Annotated in this window: 13 protein-coding genes and 1 pseudogene; 9 read left to right on the top strand and 5 right to left on the bottom strand. The window is 34.8% G+C overall.

The features are described 5' to 3' along the window. The first annotated feature begins 17 nt into the window (after window positions 1-17). Complete coding sequence (locus LGAS_RS08060; RefSeq protein WP_003646791.1) at window positions 18-1,322, top strand: extracellular solute-binding protein; 1,305 nt, start codon at window positions 18-20, stop codon at window positions 1,320-1,322. A gap of 68 nt (window positions 1,323-1,390) precedes the next feature. Here the strand turns inward: LGAS_RS08060 and LGAS_RS08055 are convergent, their stop codons facing one another. Further along, complete coding sequence (locus LGAS_RS08055; RefSeq protein ID WP_003646792.1) at window positions 1,391-1,759, bottom strand: DUF1304 domain-containing protein; 369 nt, start codon at window positions 1,757-1,759, stop codon at window positions 1,391-1,393. A 136-nt stretch (window positions 1,760-1,895) separates the two neighbouring features. Between LGAS_RS08055 and LGAS_RS08050 the strand changes: the two genes are divergently transcribed. Genes LGAS_RS08050 through LGAS_RS08040 form a run of 3 tightly spaced genes read left to right on the top strand, consistent with a single transcriptional unit; the run spans window position 1,896 to window position 3,320 of the window. Then, window positions 1,896-2,354, top strand: a complete 459-nt coding sequence (locus LGAS_RS08050; RefSeq protein WP_003646793.1) for a MarR family winged helix-turn-helix transcriptional regulator — start codon at window positions 1,896-1,898, stop codon at window positions 2,352-2,354. Continuing rightward, complete coding sequence (locus tag LGAS_RS08045) at window positions 2,332-2,883, top strand: GNAT family N-acetyltransferase (protein ID WP_003651913.1); 552 nt, start codon at window positions 2,332-2,334, stop codon at window positions 2,881-2,883. The genes LGAS_RS08050 and LGAS_RS08045 overlap by 23 nt, the downstream gene beginning before the upstream one ends. Then, window positions 2,880-3,320, top strand: a complete 441-nt coding sequence (locus tag LGAS_RS08040; RefSeq protein WP_003646794.1) for a GNAT family N-acetyltransferase — start codon at window positions 2,880-2,882, stop codon at window positions 3,318-3,320. The genes LGAS_RS08045 and LGAS_RS08040 overlap by 4 nt, the downstream gene beginning before the upstream one ends. 50 nt (window positions 3,321-3,370) lie before the next feature. On the opposite strand, the gene LGAS_RS08035 is transcribed toward LGAS_RS08040, so the two are convergent. Further along, a complete protein-coding gene (locus tag LGAS_RS08035; protein WP_003646795.1) occupies window positions 3,371-4,294 on the bottom strand; it encodes a BadF/BadG/BcrA/BcrD ATPase family protein in 924 nt (307 codons plus the stop codon). Between the two features lie 188 nt (window positions 4,295-4,482). Between LGAS_RS08035 and LGAS_RS08030 the strand changes: the two genes are divergently transcribed. The 3 genes from LGAS_RS08030 (at window position 4,483) to LGAS_RS08020 (ending at window position 9,880) form a co-directional block, all read left to right on the top strand. Beyond that, window positions 4,483-5,427 carry a serine hydrolase gene (locus LGAS_RS08030; RefSeq protein ID WP_003646796.1) on the top strand — a complete coding sequence of 315 codons (945 nt, stop codon included), beginning with the start codon at window positions 4,483-4,485 and terminating at the stop codon, window positions 5,425-5,427. 131 nt (window positions 5,428-5,558) lie between these two features. Next, window positions 5,559-6,122: a TetR/AcrR family transcriptional regulator gene (locus LGAS_RS08025; protein WP_003651915.1), complete on the top strand. Its 564-nt coding sequence runs from the start codon at window positions 5,559-5,561 to the stop codon at window positions 6,120-6,122. Window positions 6,123-6,139: 17 nt separating this feature from the next. Then, complete coding sequence (locus LGAS_RS08020; protein ID WP_003656035.1) at window positions 6,140-9,880, top strand: MMPL family transporter; 3,741 nt, start codon at window positions 6,140-6,142, stop codon at window positions 9,878-9,880. Window positions 9,881-9,963: 83 nt separating this feature from the next. Here LGAS_RS08020 and LGAS_RS08015 read toward each other — a convergent pair whose 3' ends face one another. Then, complete coding sequence (locus LGAS_RS08015) at window positions 9,964-10,707, bottom strand: Cof-type HAD-IIB family hydrolase (protein ID WP_003646800.1); 744 nt, start codon at window positions 10,705-10,707, stop codon at window positions 9,964-9,966. Between the two features lie 149 nt (window positions 10,708-10,856). On the opposite strand from LGAS_RS08015, the gene LGAS_RS08010 reads away from it, so the two are divergent. Both LGAS_RS08010 and LGAS_RS08005 read left to right on the top strand, forming a co-directional pair. Next, a complete protein-coding gene (locus LGAS_RS08010; protein ID WP_003656034.1) occupies window positions 10,857-11,540 on the top strand; it encodes a TVP38/TMEM64 family protein in 684 nt (227 codons plus the stop codon). Between the two features lie 72 nt (window positions 11,541-11,612). Continuing rightward, complete coding sequence (locus LGAS_RS08005) at window positions 11,613-12,623, top strand: zinc-ribbon domain-containing protein (protein ID WP_003646802.1); 1,011 nt, start codon at window positions 11,613-11,615, stop codon at window positions 12,621-12,623. A gap of 51 nt (window positions 12,624-12,674) precedes the next feature. Here the strand turns inward: LGAS_RS08005 and LGAS_RS08000 are convergent, their stop codons facing one another. Continuing rightward, entirely contained in the window at window positions 12,675-14,048 is a 1,374-nt protein-coding gene (locus LGAS_RS08000) for an NAD-dependent succinate-semialdehyde dehydrogenase (RefSeq protein WP_003650883.1), read from the bottom strand. A gap of 101 nt (window positions 14,049-14,149) precedes the next feature. After that, window positions 14,150-14,993, bottom strand: a pseudogene (locus LGAS_RS07995) (helix-turn-helix domain-containing protein). Window positions 14,994-14,997 lie beyond the last annotated feature (4 nt).

The following is a 14,997-nucleotide window of genomic DNA, read 5'->3' as shown; positions in this document are numbered from 1 at the left end:
TTTATTGGGAGGAACATATGAAGTTCACTAAAAAATTTGCAGCAGTTGCAGTTGCTGCTTTAGCCCTTGTTGGCACTACTGCTTGCTCAAATTCTAAAAGTAATGATAGCTCAAGTAGTAAGTCTGCTGATATTCCAACTAAGATTACCAAGAAGACTACTGTTGTTTTCTGGCATGGTATGACTGGTACTCAAGAAAAGACTTTACAAAGCTTGACTAAGGATTTTGAAAAGAAAAATCCTAACATTACTGTTAAGCTTGAAAACCAAGGCAAGTACAACGATTTACAAGCAAAGATTAACTCAACTTTGCAATCACCAAATAACTTACCTACAATTACTCAAGCTTATCCTGGCTGGCTATTAAATGCCGCTAACAGCAAACGTTTAGTTGATATGACCCCTTACATTAATAATAGTAAGATTGGTTGGGGTTCAGCTAAAAAGAGTGATATTCGTGAAGAATTATTAAAGGGTGCTCAAATTAAGGGGACTCAATACGGTATTCCATTTAATAAATCTGTCGAAATGTTAACTTACAACAAGGATTTGTTAGACAAATACGGTGTTAAAGTACCAAAGACTATGTCTGAATTAAAAGCAGCTTCTAAGAAGATCTACGAAAAGAGTAACCACAAAGTTGTTGGTGCTGGATTTGACTCACTTTCAAACTACTATGTTTTAGGTATGAAAGATGAAGGCGTAAACTTCTCTAAGGATATTAACTTTACTGGATCTAAGTCTAAGAAAGTAATTAATTACTATGCTGATGGTATTAAGGATGGTTACTTTAAGACTGCTGGTTCAGCTGGATATCTTTCAGGCGACTTTTCTAACCAAAAGATTGCTATGTTTGTAGGTACTAGTGCTGGTGAAGGATTCGTTAAGATGGGTGTTGGTAACAAGTTCCAATATGGTGTTGCTCCTCGTCCTTCTAAGTACAACATGCAACAGGGTACTGATATTTACATGTTTAACAAGGGTACTGCTCAACAAAAGGCAGCTGCCTTCATGTACGTTAAGTACTTGTTAGGTAAAGACCAACAATTGACTTGGGCTGATAAGACTGGATACATTCCTGTAACTAATAAAGTAATTAATTCTAGTGCTTATAAGAACTCAACTAAGACTAAAGTTCCTGCTCAATTAGATAAAGCAATGAAGCACTTATACAGTGTTCCTGTAGTTAAGAACAGTAATGCCGCATACACTCAATTGAATTCAATTATGCAAAACATCTTTGCACAAGCAAAGAAGGGTCAAAGCTGGAATTCACAGATTGATGCTGGTAAGACTAAGTTCCAAAGTGCTTGGAATCAATAAAAACAGAATATTAAATTAAAAAAATGAGGACTGTCACGACAACAATCCTCATTTTTTTATGGATTCTTTTAAAAGGAAAGTAGAATAAAAGCAATTAATGCTGGTAACATTTGAACAACAAAAATCTTTTTACTTGCTGTAAAGCCGCCAAAAATAGCAACGACTACGACAAATGCTAGTAATAATTGCCAGACCGTGACTAAAGTAGGCAGTCTAAAGAAGAAAAATACGATTAGAATTAATAAACCTAACATTCCATTGTAGATACCTTGATTAGCTAAAGCGGTTTTGGCAGCAGACTGTTTAACAAAATTTATATCCATGTCAAATGACTTAGCTTGTAATTCTGGCTTTCCGAATATTTCTAACCACATAATTCCTATATGCTCTATTCCGACAAGGATCGTCAGAATAACTCCAATATTTCTTAAAATCATTTTGTACTCTCCCTTACTAATTCTATTCAGATAAATTTTACTTATTAGTAGTAGGTAAAGCAACTGATTAAATCAATTGTATTGTTGCATTTACAACAATAATAAAATATACTAGATAAAAATAAAAGGAGTAAACATGGAAAAAGAGGATATTCTACGACAAATCGGTTCAATTTCACGGGCATTAGATTCAATTGCGAATATTGAATTTAAGGATTTGAGGTTAAATCGGGGACAGTACTTATATTTAGTTCGAATTTTTGAACATCCTGGAATTATTTCTGATCGATTGGCTGCATTATTGAATGTTGATCGTACCACTACTGCACGTGGAGTTAGAAAACTCGAACAGGCAGGATTTGTTTTAAAAAAAGACGATGAGGTTAATAAAAAAATTAAGCATCTTTTTGTCACGGAAAGTGGTGAAGAGTTAGCAAAAGAGATAGAAAAAGAAAATATCTATTCAAATGAGCTAATGATAAAGGGACTAAGTAACACTGAACAAACTGAATTGCGAAAATATTTAAGGATTATTGAAAAAAATGCTAATGAGAATTGGAGCTTTGTAAAAAATGGTGGAAAAAGAGAATACTAAGATGGCACAAGCATATGAAATTAAAGAAGTAACAGTAGCTGATATTAAAGACTTACAACGGATTTCGCGCGAGACTTTTTCAGAGACTTTTGGTTCGCAAAATAGTTCTGAAAATATGGAAAAATTTTTAGATAAAGCTTATGCAGAAGAAAAATTGAAAGCTGAAATTGAAAACCAAAACAGTAACTTTTATTTTTTAATCGTAAATAATCAAGTAGCTGGCTATTTAAAAGTAAATGAGGGTGATGCACAAACAGAGCAGGTGACGGATAATGCTTTAGAAGTAGAAAGAATTTACTTGAAACAAGGCTTTCAGCATCAGGGATTAGGCTTGGTTTTAATAAAACTAGCTGAAGAACTGGCTAGGAAAAAAGACAAGGCTAATATGTGGCTTGGTGTTTGGGAGAAAAATTATCAAGCTCAGGCTTTTTATAAAAAAGATGGCTTTAAGAGAGTTAGTCAACATACATTTGTAGTTGGAGATGATCCTCAAACAGACTTTATTTTAGTTAAGGGGTTAAAGAAATGATTTTTTCTTTTAAGACAATTAACGAAATGACGGGACGAGAAGCTTTTTGTGTTGAAAGATTAAGGAATGAAGTTTTTGTTAGTGAGCAAAAAATCACAGTGCCAGAAATAGATGATGAAGATTTTTATGCGGTTCATGTTTTTACTTTGAATAAAAGTAAAGATAATGCATTAGCTACTTGCCGAATTTTTAAAGAAAAAAGCGGAGCTTGGTATTTAGGTCGCGTAGTAGTTTCAAAAGATGCACGTGGAATGCATTTAGGAAGCAAGATGGTTGAGGAAGTTCATCATTATTTAAAAGAAAATGGAGTTGATAGATTATATTGTCATGCGCAGATGACAGCTAAGCCATTTTACGATTATCTTGGCTATCAAGTGAAGGGAAGTATATTTAATGAAGCTGGCATTGACCACGTCTTAATGTACAAAGATTTATAGACAGAAAAAGACCTCGGAAAGTAGAATTCCGAGGTCTTTTTAACTTTTAATTATTCATCATCGTTATGGTTAGTGAAGTAGCGGTAGTCTTTACTCTTGTCAAAAATTACGCCACGTGCATTTTCACCGTTTGAAACGCTAAATACTGCATCTGGGTATTTTTCTTTAACTTCAGCTTCCATGTAAGAACGCATCATAGCATTATTTGAAAGAACTGAACCAGTTAAAGCGATACGCATTGGTTTAGGATCTTCGTAACGGTCTAAACACATAATAATGTCGCGTGCTAGAAGATGAGCTTGATCGGCAATAATCTTACGAGCGTCTTCGTCACCACTATCTGCTAATTTAGCAACTTTGACAGCTTTTGAAGCAACTTCTGGACTAGTCAAGCTGTAAAACTTAGCGGGAACTTCCCCCATGTTGTCAACATTAAATTCTTTTACAAATAAGTCAATTAAAGAATTCTTTTCGCGCTTGTCCCAGCTAAGAAGAGCAGATTGAAGGGCAGCCTTGGTAATAGCGTAGCCACTACCTTCATCTCCAAGTAAGGAACCGTAACCACCAACGGCAATTAAAGAGCCATTTTGACGACCGTTAACAACAGATCCAGTACCAGCAATAACTAAAGCACCATCTGCTCCTTCAAGACCATTGTAGAGAGCAAGAAGTGAGTCGGTAATAGCACGAGTTGGAATATTACCAACCATTGAAGAAATGGTTGCTGCAACTTCAGGAGCATTACCAACAACTGATAAACCAGCGATTCCGGCTAAAACTTTGATACAATCGCCATCAATCTTATCACGCAATTCATTAACTGCTTGAGCGATATTTTTAATACCAAGTTCGTAGTCGTTGTTGATTTGACCTGGGCCAGATTCTGCACGACCTAATTCTTTACCATTTTCATCATAAGCGATTGCCGTAGAGTGCGTACCACCTGCGTCAATACCAATCATATATTTCAACATAATTAATTATCCCTCACTGTAAATATTAATACTGGAATTATTGTACTAAAAAAAAATCAATTTGTGAACGCATTCAACTGATCCTGCTTAAATAAAAAGATAGGTAAGAAATATATTAATCCTTATCTTTGAAGCATTTTTACTAAATAGCATGATAAAATAAAAATATGTAATTAAGGAGAATTTTAATGGAAAATAAAATCTTTTTAGGAGCAATTTTGTCATCCTTTTGTGCTTTAGCTTTTTATATGACAAGCATAAATCATATGAAGACGCAAACTTTGGAGATATACGGAAACTCGACAGCGAAAGTAGCTCAAAAAAGTAAAATGAAAGAAGGCAGTAAGCAGACTCGTTTAACTAATGGAGAAAGCGAGATTGGCGAAGCTGCTATTTCAAAAAATAGTAATAAAAAATTAGCTAAGGCTATTGTTAAGGCAAGTTCAAACGTTCAAGGAAATTATCAAATAAGCGTAAAAGACTTGAATAGTACTAAGGTTTTTGCCGATTTAACTAATACTAGTCAAGATAGTTTAAATGCAGGTAGCGTCTTGAAATTATATGTCTTACTTGCTTATTACAAGGCAGTTCAAGACAAAAGCTTAAATTCTGCTAATCCATATAAAGTTAAATCAAGTGATTTAAACGGTGGAGATAAAGTATTGAAGGCTGATATGGCCTATTCTTATACTTACTTGCTAGATTTAATGATGCGGCAGCAGAATAATAATGCAGCTAATATCATCTTAAATAAAATTGGAAAAGACAAAGTAAATGAAACTGCAAAAGCATTTGGCGCAAGCAAGACTGAAATTACAGAAAATTTTGGTAAGGATTTTGCCGGGAAAACAAGTAGCAATGATTTAGTTACAACTATGCAGAAACTATATCAGGGAAAAGTGTTAGGCACTGATATTGATAATCAAATTTTAGGTCAATTAGCTAATTTTCCTGAGAAAGGATTAGCTAAAAATATTAATGGTGTTGTTTATAAAATAGCTGATAAAAAACAGGGTGCAGCCTTAATTCAGGAAAACGGCAAAACATATGCAATGGCAATGGTTAGCGAGGAAGATGCTGATTTAGCTAAAATTGGGGATGCGATTAATAATTGGATAATTAAACAAAAATAACTGTGTTGAAGGAGTTTTATAGCTCCTTTTTCTTTTTGCTAAAAAAGTAGATAAATTTCTACACGTTGTAGATTGTTTTCTACAGGTTGTCGTGTTAAAGTATATGAGTACACAAAAAGAAGGTGATTATCTTGGCTAAAAAAAGAGCTTTAGACCGCTCAAAAGTAATTGATCAAGCAATAGCAATCATTAGTGATAAGGGACTAAGTGAATTAACAATGCCAGCCTTAGCAAAGGCATTAGGCATTAGATCTCAGTCTTTATATCATTATGTTGCTAACCGTAATGATCTATTAGTTTTAGTTTGTGTGAACAGACTACAAGTTTTGCGCCAGTATTTAATGAAAAAGGTAATAGGTCATTCAGGCTTAGATGCTTTGTTTAGATTTGCAGATGAGATACGAGATTTTTTGCTACATGATAAAGCAATTTCTGGAATTTACTGTGGATTAAATGAATATGTTCAAAATGAACAAATTCACGAAGAAGTTATGAAGATAGTAGAACTAGGAGAAAAACTTGATGTAGATAATAAGAATATCGTTTCCCTGCACAGTTTGCTGGGAGCAGTCTTGGGATATGTTTTTTTAGATCGTTATGTGATCGATGAAACAGAAAAAGAAGCTGATGATAATTACCATGAGATGCTTTTGCGACTTGTAGCGCCAAAACTTCAAGTTGAAGGTACAAAATAGAGGAAAGGAAAGTATACATGAAATTACTGAAAAACCATCTTGGTGCTTTGGTAGCGTGGATTGCAATTCTACTGATTGCGATCTTTTCATTGCCAGATGTAGATGCTTTAACGCGTCAGCATTCGGAAATTTCACTGCCTGAAGATGTTCAAAGCTCAATTGCGACAAACATCGAAAGTAAGTGGGGACACGGGCAAGATAATACTTATGTTGTAGGGGTTGTTTTTAACAAAAAACATGGAAAATTAACCTCAAGTGATAAGGAGAAAATTGATAATACCATTCGCTTTTTGAAAGATAATAAGAAAAAGCTGGGTATTAAGTCAATGATGACCCCGAATGATAATTACGCTGCAAAAGCACAATTAATTTCAAAAGATAAAACAACTGAAATTGTGCAATTGAATATTGCAAATGATCATTCAACTGTATCTAATGTTAATAAGGCCTTAACTAAAGCAGTTAAAACGTCTGGAATTAGAACGTATGTAACTGGGGTAAGAATTCTTGAAGATGACTTCTCGGCTTCAGTTCAGGAAGGTATTAAAAAGACTGAATTAATTACTATCTTCTTTATTTTTATTGTTTTAGTAATTGTATTTAAGTCACCAATTGTACCAATAATTTCATTATTGACAGTTGGAGTTTCATTTATTACTTCATTTTCAATTGTTACTAATTTAGTAGAGAAGTTTAACTTTCCATTTTCAAACTTTACTCAAGTCTTCATGGTTATTGTTCTATTTGGTATTGGGACCGACTACAATATCCTGCTGTATGATAAGTTTAAAGAGAACTTGAGTAAGGGGATGTCGAACCACGATGCGACAAATGATGCCTTGCGTAAAGCTGGTAAGACCATTCTTTATTCTGGATCTTCAATTTTAATTGGATTTAGTGCTTTAGGACTAGCTAAATTCTCAATTTACCAATCAGCTGTTGGCGTTGCTGTTGGTGTTGCTGTTTTATTAGTTGTACTTTTGACTTTAAACCCATTCTTTATGGCTGTTTTAGGTAAGAAATTATTCTGGCCAGTTAAGAATTTTGAAGGCGAAAGTAATTCTAAATTATGGCACGCTCTTTCTAAGGGAAGCTTAACTCATCCAATTATTTACTTAGTTGTGATGGCGGTTGTGGTTTTACCATTCTGCTTATTCTATTCAAATAACTTGAACTATAACGATGCAGATGAAATTTCTGACTCTACTCCTTCAAAGGCTGGTTTGCTATTATTACAAGATCACTTCTCTGAAGGTACGCCAGAATACTCAACCTTATATATTCAAAGTGGTCATAAGCTCGATAATGAAAAGAGCTTGAAAGAAATTGATCAGCTTGTTAAGAAGATTCAAGCTGATCCAGATGTAAAATTTGCTTCATCAGTAACTGAACCAAATGGTAAGTCTATTAAACGTCTTTACGTTGATAATCAGTTAGGAACTGTTAATTCAGGTGTTAATACAGCTAGAAATGGTTTGGGCACTTTAAGTAACGGTAGCAAGCAAATCACTAATGGTGCTGTTCAATTACAGAATGGTGCAAATCAACTTTCTAATGGTACTGGCCGTCTTCAAAGTGGTGCAAATCAGTTGCAAGCTGGTGCTGGACGTTTACAAACTGGTGCAAATCAATTAGCAAGTGGAACTAATCGTTTGCAAACTGGAGCTAATGCACTTAGAGCTGGAACTATGCAGTTAGCAACTGGCGCTGGTCGTTTAGAGAGTGGTACTTTGAACTTACAACAAGGTGCGGTGCAACTTGAGAACGGTACGATTAAGTTAGTGAATGGTGCTGTAAGCTTACAAAGTGGTACTGCTAGTTTACAAGACGGTACTCAAGCGTTAGTAGACGGCTTGAATACTATGAGTGCTCAATTATCTGGTCAAATGAGTAATGCTAATAAAGCTCAATTATTAGCATTGCAACAAGGACTACCTAAGATTAATAGTGGTATTCAAAAACTAAATCAGGCTTTAGGTAAGTCAAATTCAGTTGATACAGCAAGTTTACGAGCTAGCTTAACCGATGTTGGTACACAAGCAAAAACTATTGGAGATAATTTGACTCAGGCTGGTAATACTTTAAAGGGATTACAAAGCTCTGGCGCCACTGGTCTTAGTGATAGTGAAAAGGCTGAATTAACTCAAGCTTATGCTCAGGCTATGGATAGTGCTAAGTTGAATGACCAACAAAAGCAAGCAATGAGTGTAGCTCTTAATCAGATTTTAGGTAAAGTCGAATCTGCTTCTAGTCAAAAATCTCAAGCTCTTACTTCAAGCTTGAAGAGTGTAGCTGGTAATATTCAAGCAGCTGGTGAAGCAGATAAGAAACTTGGTCAATCAGCAAGTAGTGTTGGGGCTACTTTGCAAAACCTACAAGGTATGATGAGCCAAGTAGCAACATTAAAACAAGAAGTAAATACTTTAGCAAATGCATCAAATAAAGCTTTACCAGGTGCTACGACTGCTTTGAATCAATTAAGTTCAGGATTAACTCAAGTTCAAAGTGCTGTTGCTCAAGGTGCAGCAGGAGCGAGTCGCTTAAACGACGGCGCAGCTCGCTTAAACAACGGTGCCGGCCAACTTGCAACAGGTTTACAAGCTGGTGTATCTGGTTCTAGTCAACTTGCAAACGGTGCAGGCCAATTAGCAAACGGTGCTGGTCAATTGAATACTGGCTTACAAGCTGGCCTAAGCGGAACTAACCAATTAGCTAATGGTATCGATCAACTAAACGGTGGTGCCGGCCAATTAGCAAGTGGTGCTGGTCAACTTAACGGTGGATCTGGTCAATTAGCAAACGGTATTGGTCAACTTAATGGCGGTGCAAGTCAATTAGCAAATGGTGCCGGTCAAATTGCATCAAATAATCCAAAGATTACTGCTGGAATTGATAAAGTAAATAGCGGTTTAGGTGAAGGTCAAGAATACTTGACTGGTTTAGCAGATTCAGCTGCAGGTAAGACTTTCTACATCCCAGCTAAGATGATTCATTCATCAACCTTTAAACCAGCTCTTGATAACTACATGAGTTCTGATTTGAAGTCTACTAAGATTATCATTATCTTGAAATTAGACCCAGCTTCAACTGAAGGGGCAAAGAAAGCTCATGAACTCAGCAACATGGTTAAGAAGTCAGTGAAGGGTACCAGCCTTCAAAGCTCAACTATTGCTATGGGTGGACAATCCGAAAAGATTTACGATACTCAAGAAACTGCAAGCAGCGACTTCTTAAGAACTGCAATTATTATGTTGGTAGGTATCGGAATTGCTTTGATCTTTGTTACTAGATCAGTCTTGCAACCATTATTTATCTTAGGTACTTTAGTAATTGCTTACTTAACTTCTCTATCTATCAACCAATGGTTAGTCCATGCCTTATTAGGCAGATCATTATTAGCTTGGAACACTCCATTCTTTAGCTTTATCATGATCGTTGCCTTAGGTGTTGACTACTCAATCTTCTTGATGATGCGTTATCGTGAATTAGGAGAAGTAAACCCAGGCTGGACTACAAGCGAGAAGATGCTTCAAGCTTGTGACATAATCGGAACTGTAGTAATTTCAGCTGCTATTATCCTTGGAGGTACTTTCGCAGCCTTAATTCCATCAGGTGTTCCAACTTTAATCGAAGTTGCATTATGTGTGGATATTGGATTATTACTCTTGGTATTCTTACTTCCAATTAATATGTCCGCTGCAATGAAGATTACATATGAAGGATTAGGCAGAAAAAAGAATAAAAAAGATACTGACTAGTATTTAATATTCTAAAAATAAAAGATTGAAGTTTATCCTATTTTTGATTAGGATAAAACTTCAATCTTTTTTCTTTATATAAATTAATTAGATATTTTATTTAAGACAGCTGCAATACCGTCATGATTATTGTCTAAAGTTACAGGAATATTTAATTTCTTCTTTAGCTCTTCTGGTGCATTACCCATTAAAATTGGATGCCCAACAGCTTCAAGCATTGGCTCATCGTTATAATTATCACCAAAAGCCCAAGCACTCGCAAGCATAATTTCTAAAAGATGGGGTGCAGATTTAACAAAAGCAAGTTTAGGAAAATTAGATTGGAGTGTAGGGATGATTTTATCAATTGTGTCGGGTTTTCCAATGATTAGCATCTTGTGAACGCCTTTTAATTCTTTTATTCGGTCTAGAGAAACCGGAAGTGATTTAACTCCAACTATTTTTTCTTCTTTTTTAACTAATGGATTCTTATTAAGTGAAGAAAACCAGTTGTAGCCGCTGTAAACATTCCAAGCAAGATCTTCTGTTTTAAGAGCATCTAATTTAGTAATTAATTGGACTGCTTCTGCAGCATCAAAAAATTGAGAATTAAGAGGTCTTCCCGTTTCATCTAACACTAGCGCACCGTTATAGGCAATAATAGGACAGAAGTTGGTGATTTTATCTACGACATTCATAATTCCTTTGGGCATGCGAGCAGAGACGGGAATGAATAAGTTACCAGCGATAATTTGTTTACGGATGGCGTCGATAGTGTTAGACGAGACATTACCATCCGATGTGATCAGCGTGCCGTCAATATCACTAAAAATGAGTTTTGCTGTCATAAAAATTTTCTCCTTTAATGGCTTTATCTATCTTATTATAATACGATAAAGATAAGAACCAATGAGCACGGATCGCTTTTGCTTATTATATTAAATAATGAAAAAATATAGTTAATAACTATGTATAATTGAAATAGATGAGTGAAATTATGACAAAAAAATTGAGAAAAGTAATATTTATCGCCTGCGGAATCTTATCCGCAATCATTTTACTCTATTTACTTTACCGAGACTATCGTCCTGAAATTGATGTTTTAATGCATCCTGATAGTCATACTAAAACAAAATTACTCTACTTAATTCGCCAGCATGAAGTACGTGATAGCCTATTTTTATTAGGACTAATAACAGTTCTGAATGCTATTCCTGGTATGTCAAATTCAGTTTTTTGTATTTTAGCGGGTCTTTGCTACGGACCTTGGATTGGATTAGCAATTAACTGGGCTGGCAATATTTTAGGAAATTGTATTGTAGAGAGTTTAATTAAAAGAGTTGATTTTTCCCATCGATTTAAGAAAAACAAGTTTTTAAATTGGCTAATGGCACAAAAACATCCAAGCTTGGGAATGACACTAGGCTTCATGGTGCCAGTAATACCGAGTGTGTTAGTTGACTACACTGCAGCTAGATTAAATGTGCCAGCAAATAAGTTTTTGTTAATAGTAATTGTGGGGATGTTTCCTACATCTTTTATATATGCTTTTGGCGGAGATGCAATCTTTAATGGGGATGCTAAAAAACTAATTGGGTCCTTAATTGGTATTGCAATTCTATTTATTATTGCTTGGCTATTAGTAAGAATGGCATCTAGAAAAAAGCAGAGAACAGCGTAAGCAGTCTCTGCTTTTTAGTTTAATTGCTTGAAATGCTATAATAAGCTAAAAAAGTTTATGAGGGAATAAAAAATGAAATGTCCAAATTGTGGTGAAGATGTAAAGCCGACTGATAAGCAGTGTCCTAACTGTCATTTTGATTTAGAAAAATTTAGAAATGAGTTTTTTACTGGGCAGAATCCAACTCGTAATGAAGGCTCTGATAATCGTCAAAAGCAAGAAACACGTTCTGTTAAAAAGATTGAGCCAAAAAAGCAAAATTCTACAATTGCTAGCATGATTAATTGGATTCAAGTAAATTCAATGATTGTCTTTGTTGTTGGAATTATTTTGTTGATTTTGACTAGTTTTTCACCATCATTAGGGTGGTCTTGTTTCTTTGCACTGTTAATCTGGTTGTTTATAGTTTGTGATAAAAATAAAGGCAAAGTAACAGAACAGTACACTGTTGATCAGCGATTAACTGAGCATGTTAATAAGGTTGGTTCTGATGTGGTTAATTCTTTTGAAGAAGGGGAGAATCGTGTAAAAGCTCACCGACAGAAGATTGACAATAAATTGGGGCGTGATCCAGAAGCAATAAAAAAGGTTGTTAAACAAAAGAGAACGGCAACTCAATTGGGAGTAGTCTTAATTGCAGTTTTAAATTTGCTACTTGTATTTAGTGGTCCATTCTCTTCAGGAATGATGCAAGGATATCAAACTCTATCTATTTCAAAAGCCTTACTTTCAATTGGTAGATTTAATGGTAAGTATCTTTTGATTGGTTATGGAATGTGGCTTCTTTTAGTTGGAGTACCAATTGCAATTATTATTTTGACAATTAGGAATGGTAAAAATAATAAGAGAATCGTTTTCTTCCTTTCTTTAATCGAATCAATCGTCTTAGTAATTTGTGCTATTGAATTAATCTTTATGAATGCTGGTTCATCCTTAGGAATTACTAATAATGCAGCAGCAAATAGTGTTGAAATTCAGAGGATTGTAGCGAATGCAATCTCATTTGGTGTTTCTACATACTTATTATTTGTATCAAGTATTCTTTTAACAGTTGTTGCATTTCGCAGTATGAGACAAAATTAAAAAGAATTGGGTCATCATCTGATCCAATTCTTTTTTTATATGTTTAGAAAATTATTTTGAAACATCAATCACTAAGTGCTCATTTACAAATGACATTAAACCTAGTTCGCTCAATTCACGACCATAACCAGATTTTTTAACTCCGCCAAATGGTAATTCTGGGGCTGTAATCCAGCGTCCGTTGATTACTGTCATCCCAGTTTCAATTTCACTAGCTACTTCTTGAGCATGAGCTTTATTTTCAGAAATAACGCTTGAACCTAAGCCAAAGCTTGAATTATTGGCTAGTGCAATTGCTGTTTCTTCATCTTTAACCTTAAATACTTCAGCCACTGGCCCAAATAGTTCTTCGTCAAATAATGGATTGTTTTGATCAATATTGGTTAAAATCATTGGACGGAAGAATGCACCGGTACTTTTAATTTCTGGATATTGATAGACAACTTCTGCTCCATGTTCAATTCCTTTTTTGACTTGTGCAGCTAATTTATCAGCTGCTTTTTGAGAATTCATTGGTGCAAGACTTGTATTCTCATCTAATGGATTACCTGGTTTAAGACTAGCAAAAGTATGATGCAAAATATCCATTACTTCGTCGTAGCGTGATTCAACAACAATAATTCGTTTAGAAGAAGTGCAGACTTGACCACAATTATAAGTTCTAGCCTCACTTAGTACATTTTTTAATACCGTAGAATCAGCATCAGCTAAAACAATAAATGGGTCATTTCCACCTAATTCCATTGTCGATTTTTTAATATTTTTGCCGGCTGCTTCAGCAACGCTACTTCCGCCACGTTCTGAACCTGTAACAGCAACTCCTTGAATACGTTTGTCAGCAATTACGTCACCAATTTGGGCATAAGATAAAAATAAGTTTTGCAAACTTGCTTTTGGAGCACCAGCTTCTTGAATGATCTTTTCTGTTAATTGAGCTGAAGCTGGAACGTTATGTGCATGTTTTAAGATGATGGGATTTCCGACCATGAAGTTAGGGGCAAATACTCTAATTACTTGATAAAGTGGAAAATTCCAAGGCTCGCAAGCCATGATAATACCTGTTGATTGCTTTAAGTAGTACGCAGTCCCTAAACTTGTTTCTAGCGGAGTAGGCTCTAGCATTTTAGGAGCTTTTTCAGCATAGTAATTACAAATATTGATACATAAGTCTACTTCTTCAAGTGATTCGTGATATAGCTTTCCCATTTCTAAAGTCATAGTTTTAGCTATTTCTTCACGATGCTTTTTGAAATTATTGGCTATTTGGTGAAGTAATTGACTTCTAGTAGCAGGAAGCTGATTACGCCAAGTTAAGTATAATTTTTCTCCAGCATCAAGTGCTTGCTCAATCTCTTCTTGAGTAGCATCTGGGTAACTCTTAATCAGCTGATTAGTATATGGATTAATAGATTCATATTTAGACATAAAATTTCCTCTTTTCAATATATTTTTATTATAAAGCGCTTTCTCTTAGATGTATATAAAAATCACTTCTTTTTAGTAAGACATAAAAGAAGTGATTTAATTTACGCAAGTTTACTAATTTTTTCTAATAATACATGATTATTGTTTAAACGAGCAAAAGCGGCTGAATCGTTTAAATATTGAGTAGTCCGTTCTTGTGAGCCATTTTCTGCAATATTATTTTGAGCTAATTGAAAAAGGATGCGAGCGGTAAAATAAATTACATGACGTTTTTTGCATAAATCATATCCCATCTCTAATAGTTTGTTTGACTGTTCATAATCTTGGTTTCGGCCATAAAATTCGCCGCCATTACATAAAATAGAAAGAAATTGTAGTAGTGAGTCTTCATCATCGAGCTGAACATTGGATATTGAGGAGAGGATGATGTCATAGTAATGGCGAGCTTTGTCAACATCATTTTGTAAATCATAGACTTGACTACAACCTTTAAGTGCAAGAAGATGATAGATCTTATTCTGTTTTGACAGGTTTGCATCAAGAATTGAATTGAAGTAATACAGAGCATCAGTCTCAGCATGATCAAGATTTAAGGCAAGAAGACCACGTAGATAGAAATAATGAAGGACGTCTTCTTGACGTGTTAACTCATCTTTATTAATGCTAGCTAAAATTTGAGCTACTTTTGGAAAATCAAGCTGAATGACAGCAAAATCGGCTTCAAATAGTTTATGAGATGTTTTTTTTATTAGAATCTGCATCCATAATATCTGCTACGTTAATATTCAAACGGTCGCAGAGACTATTTAAAATCTTTAAAGACGGAATACGACCATTATTTTCAAATTTACTTAATGTAGATTGGGTACAAATGCCATTGCATAATTCAGTCTGCGATAAACCTAATTTTTTGCGAATGGAAATAAATTTGTTAATATTAATCATTCTT

Origin of the sequence: Lactobacillus gasseri ATCC 33323 = JCM 1131 (assembly GCF_000014425.1) — a bacterium.
Taxonomy (GTDB): Bacteria; Bacillota; Bacilli; order Lactobacillales; family Lactobacillaceae; genus Lactobacillus; species Lactobacillus gasseri.
This window is presented reverse-complemented; position numbering and strand designations above follow the sequence as displayed.

Bases quoted from the DNA above. Each gene is read 5' to 3' on its own strand.
- LGAS_RS08005 (WP_003646802.1), top strand. From the start codon at position 11,613: ATGAAATGTCCAAATTGTGGTGAAGATGTAAAGCCGACTGATAAGCAG.
- LGAS_RS08035 (WP_003646795.1), bottom strand. From the start codon at position 4,294: ATGTTGAAATATATGATTGGTATTGACGCAGGTGGTACGCACTCTACG.
- LGAS_RS08045 (WP_003651913.1), top strand. From the start codon at position 2,332: ATGGTGGAAAAAGAGAATACTAAGATGGCACAAGCATATGAAATTAAA.
- LGAS_RS08000 (WP_003650883.1), bottom strand. From the start codon at position 14,048: ATGTCTAAATATGAATCTATTAATCCATATACTAATCAGCTGATTAAG.
- LGAS_RS08015 (WP_003646800.1), bottom strand. From the start codon at position 10,707: ATGACAGCAAAACTCATTTTTAGTGATATTGACGGCACGCTGATCACA.
- LGAS_RS08040 (WP_003646794.1), top strand. From the start codon at position 2,880: ATGATTTTTTCTTTTAAGACAATTAACGAAATGACGGGACGAGAAGCT.
- LGAS_RS08055 (WP_003646792.1), bottom strand. From the start codon at position 1,759: ATGATTTTAAGAAATATTGGAGTTATTCTGACGATCCTTGTCGGAATA.
- LGAS_RS08030 (WP_003646796.1), top strand. From the start codon at position 4,483: ATGGAAAATAAAATCTTTTTAGGAGCAATTTTGTCATCCTTTTGTGCT.
- LGAS_RS08050 (WP_003646793.1), top strand. From the start codon at position 1,896: ATGGAAAAAGAGGATATTCTACGACAAATCGGTTCAATTTCACGGGCA.
- LGAS_RS08010 (WP_003656034.1), top strand. From the start codon at position 10,857: ATGACAAAAAAATTGAGAAAAGTAATATTTATCGCCTGCGGAATCTTA.
- LGAS_RS08060 (WP_003646791.1), top strand. From the start codon at position 18: ATGAAGTTCACTAAAAAATTTGCAGCAGTTGCAGTTGCTGCTTTAGCC.
- LGAS_RS08020 (WP_003656035.1), top strand. From the start codon at position 6,140: ATGAAATTACTGAAAAACCATCTTGGTGCTTTGGTAGCGTGGATTGCA.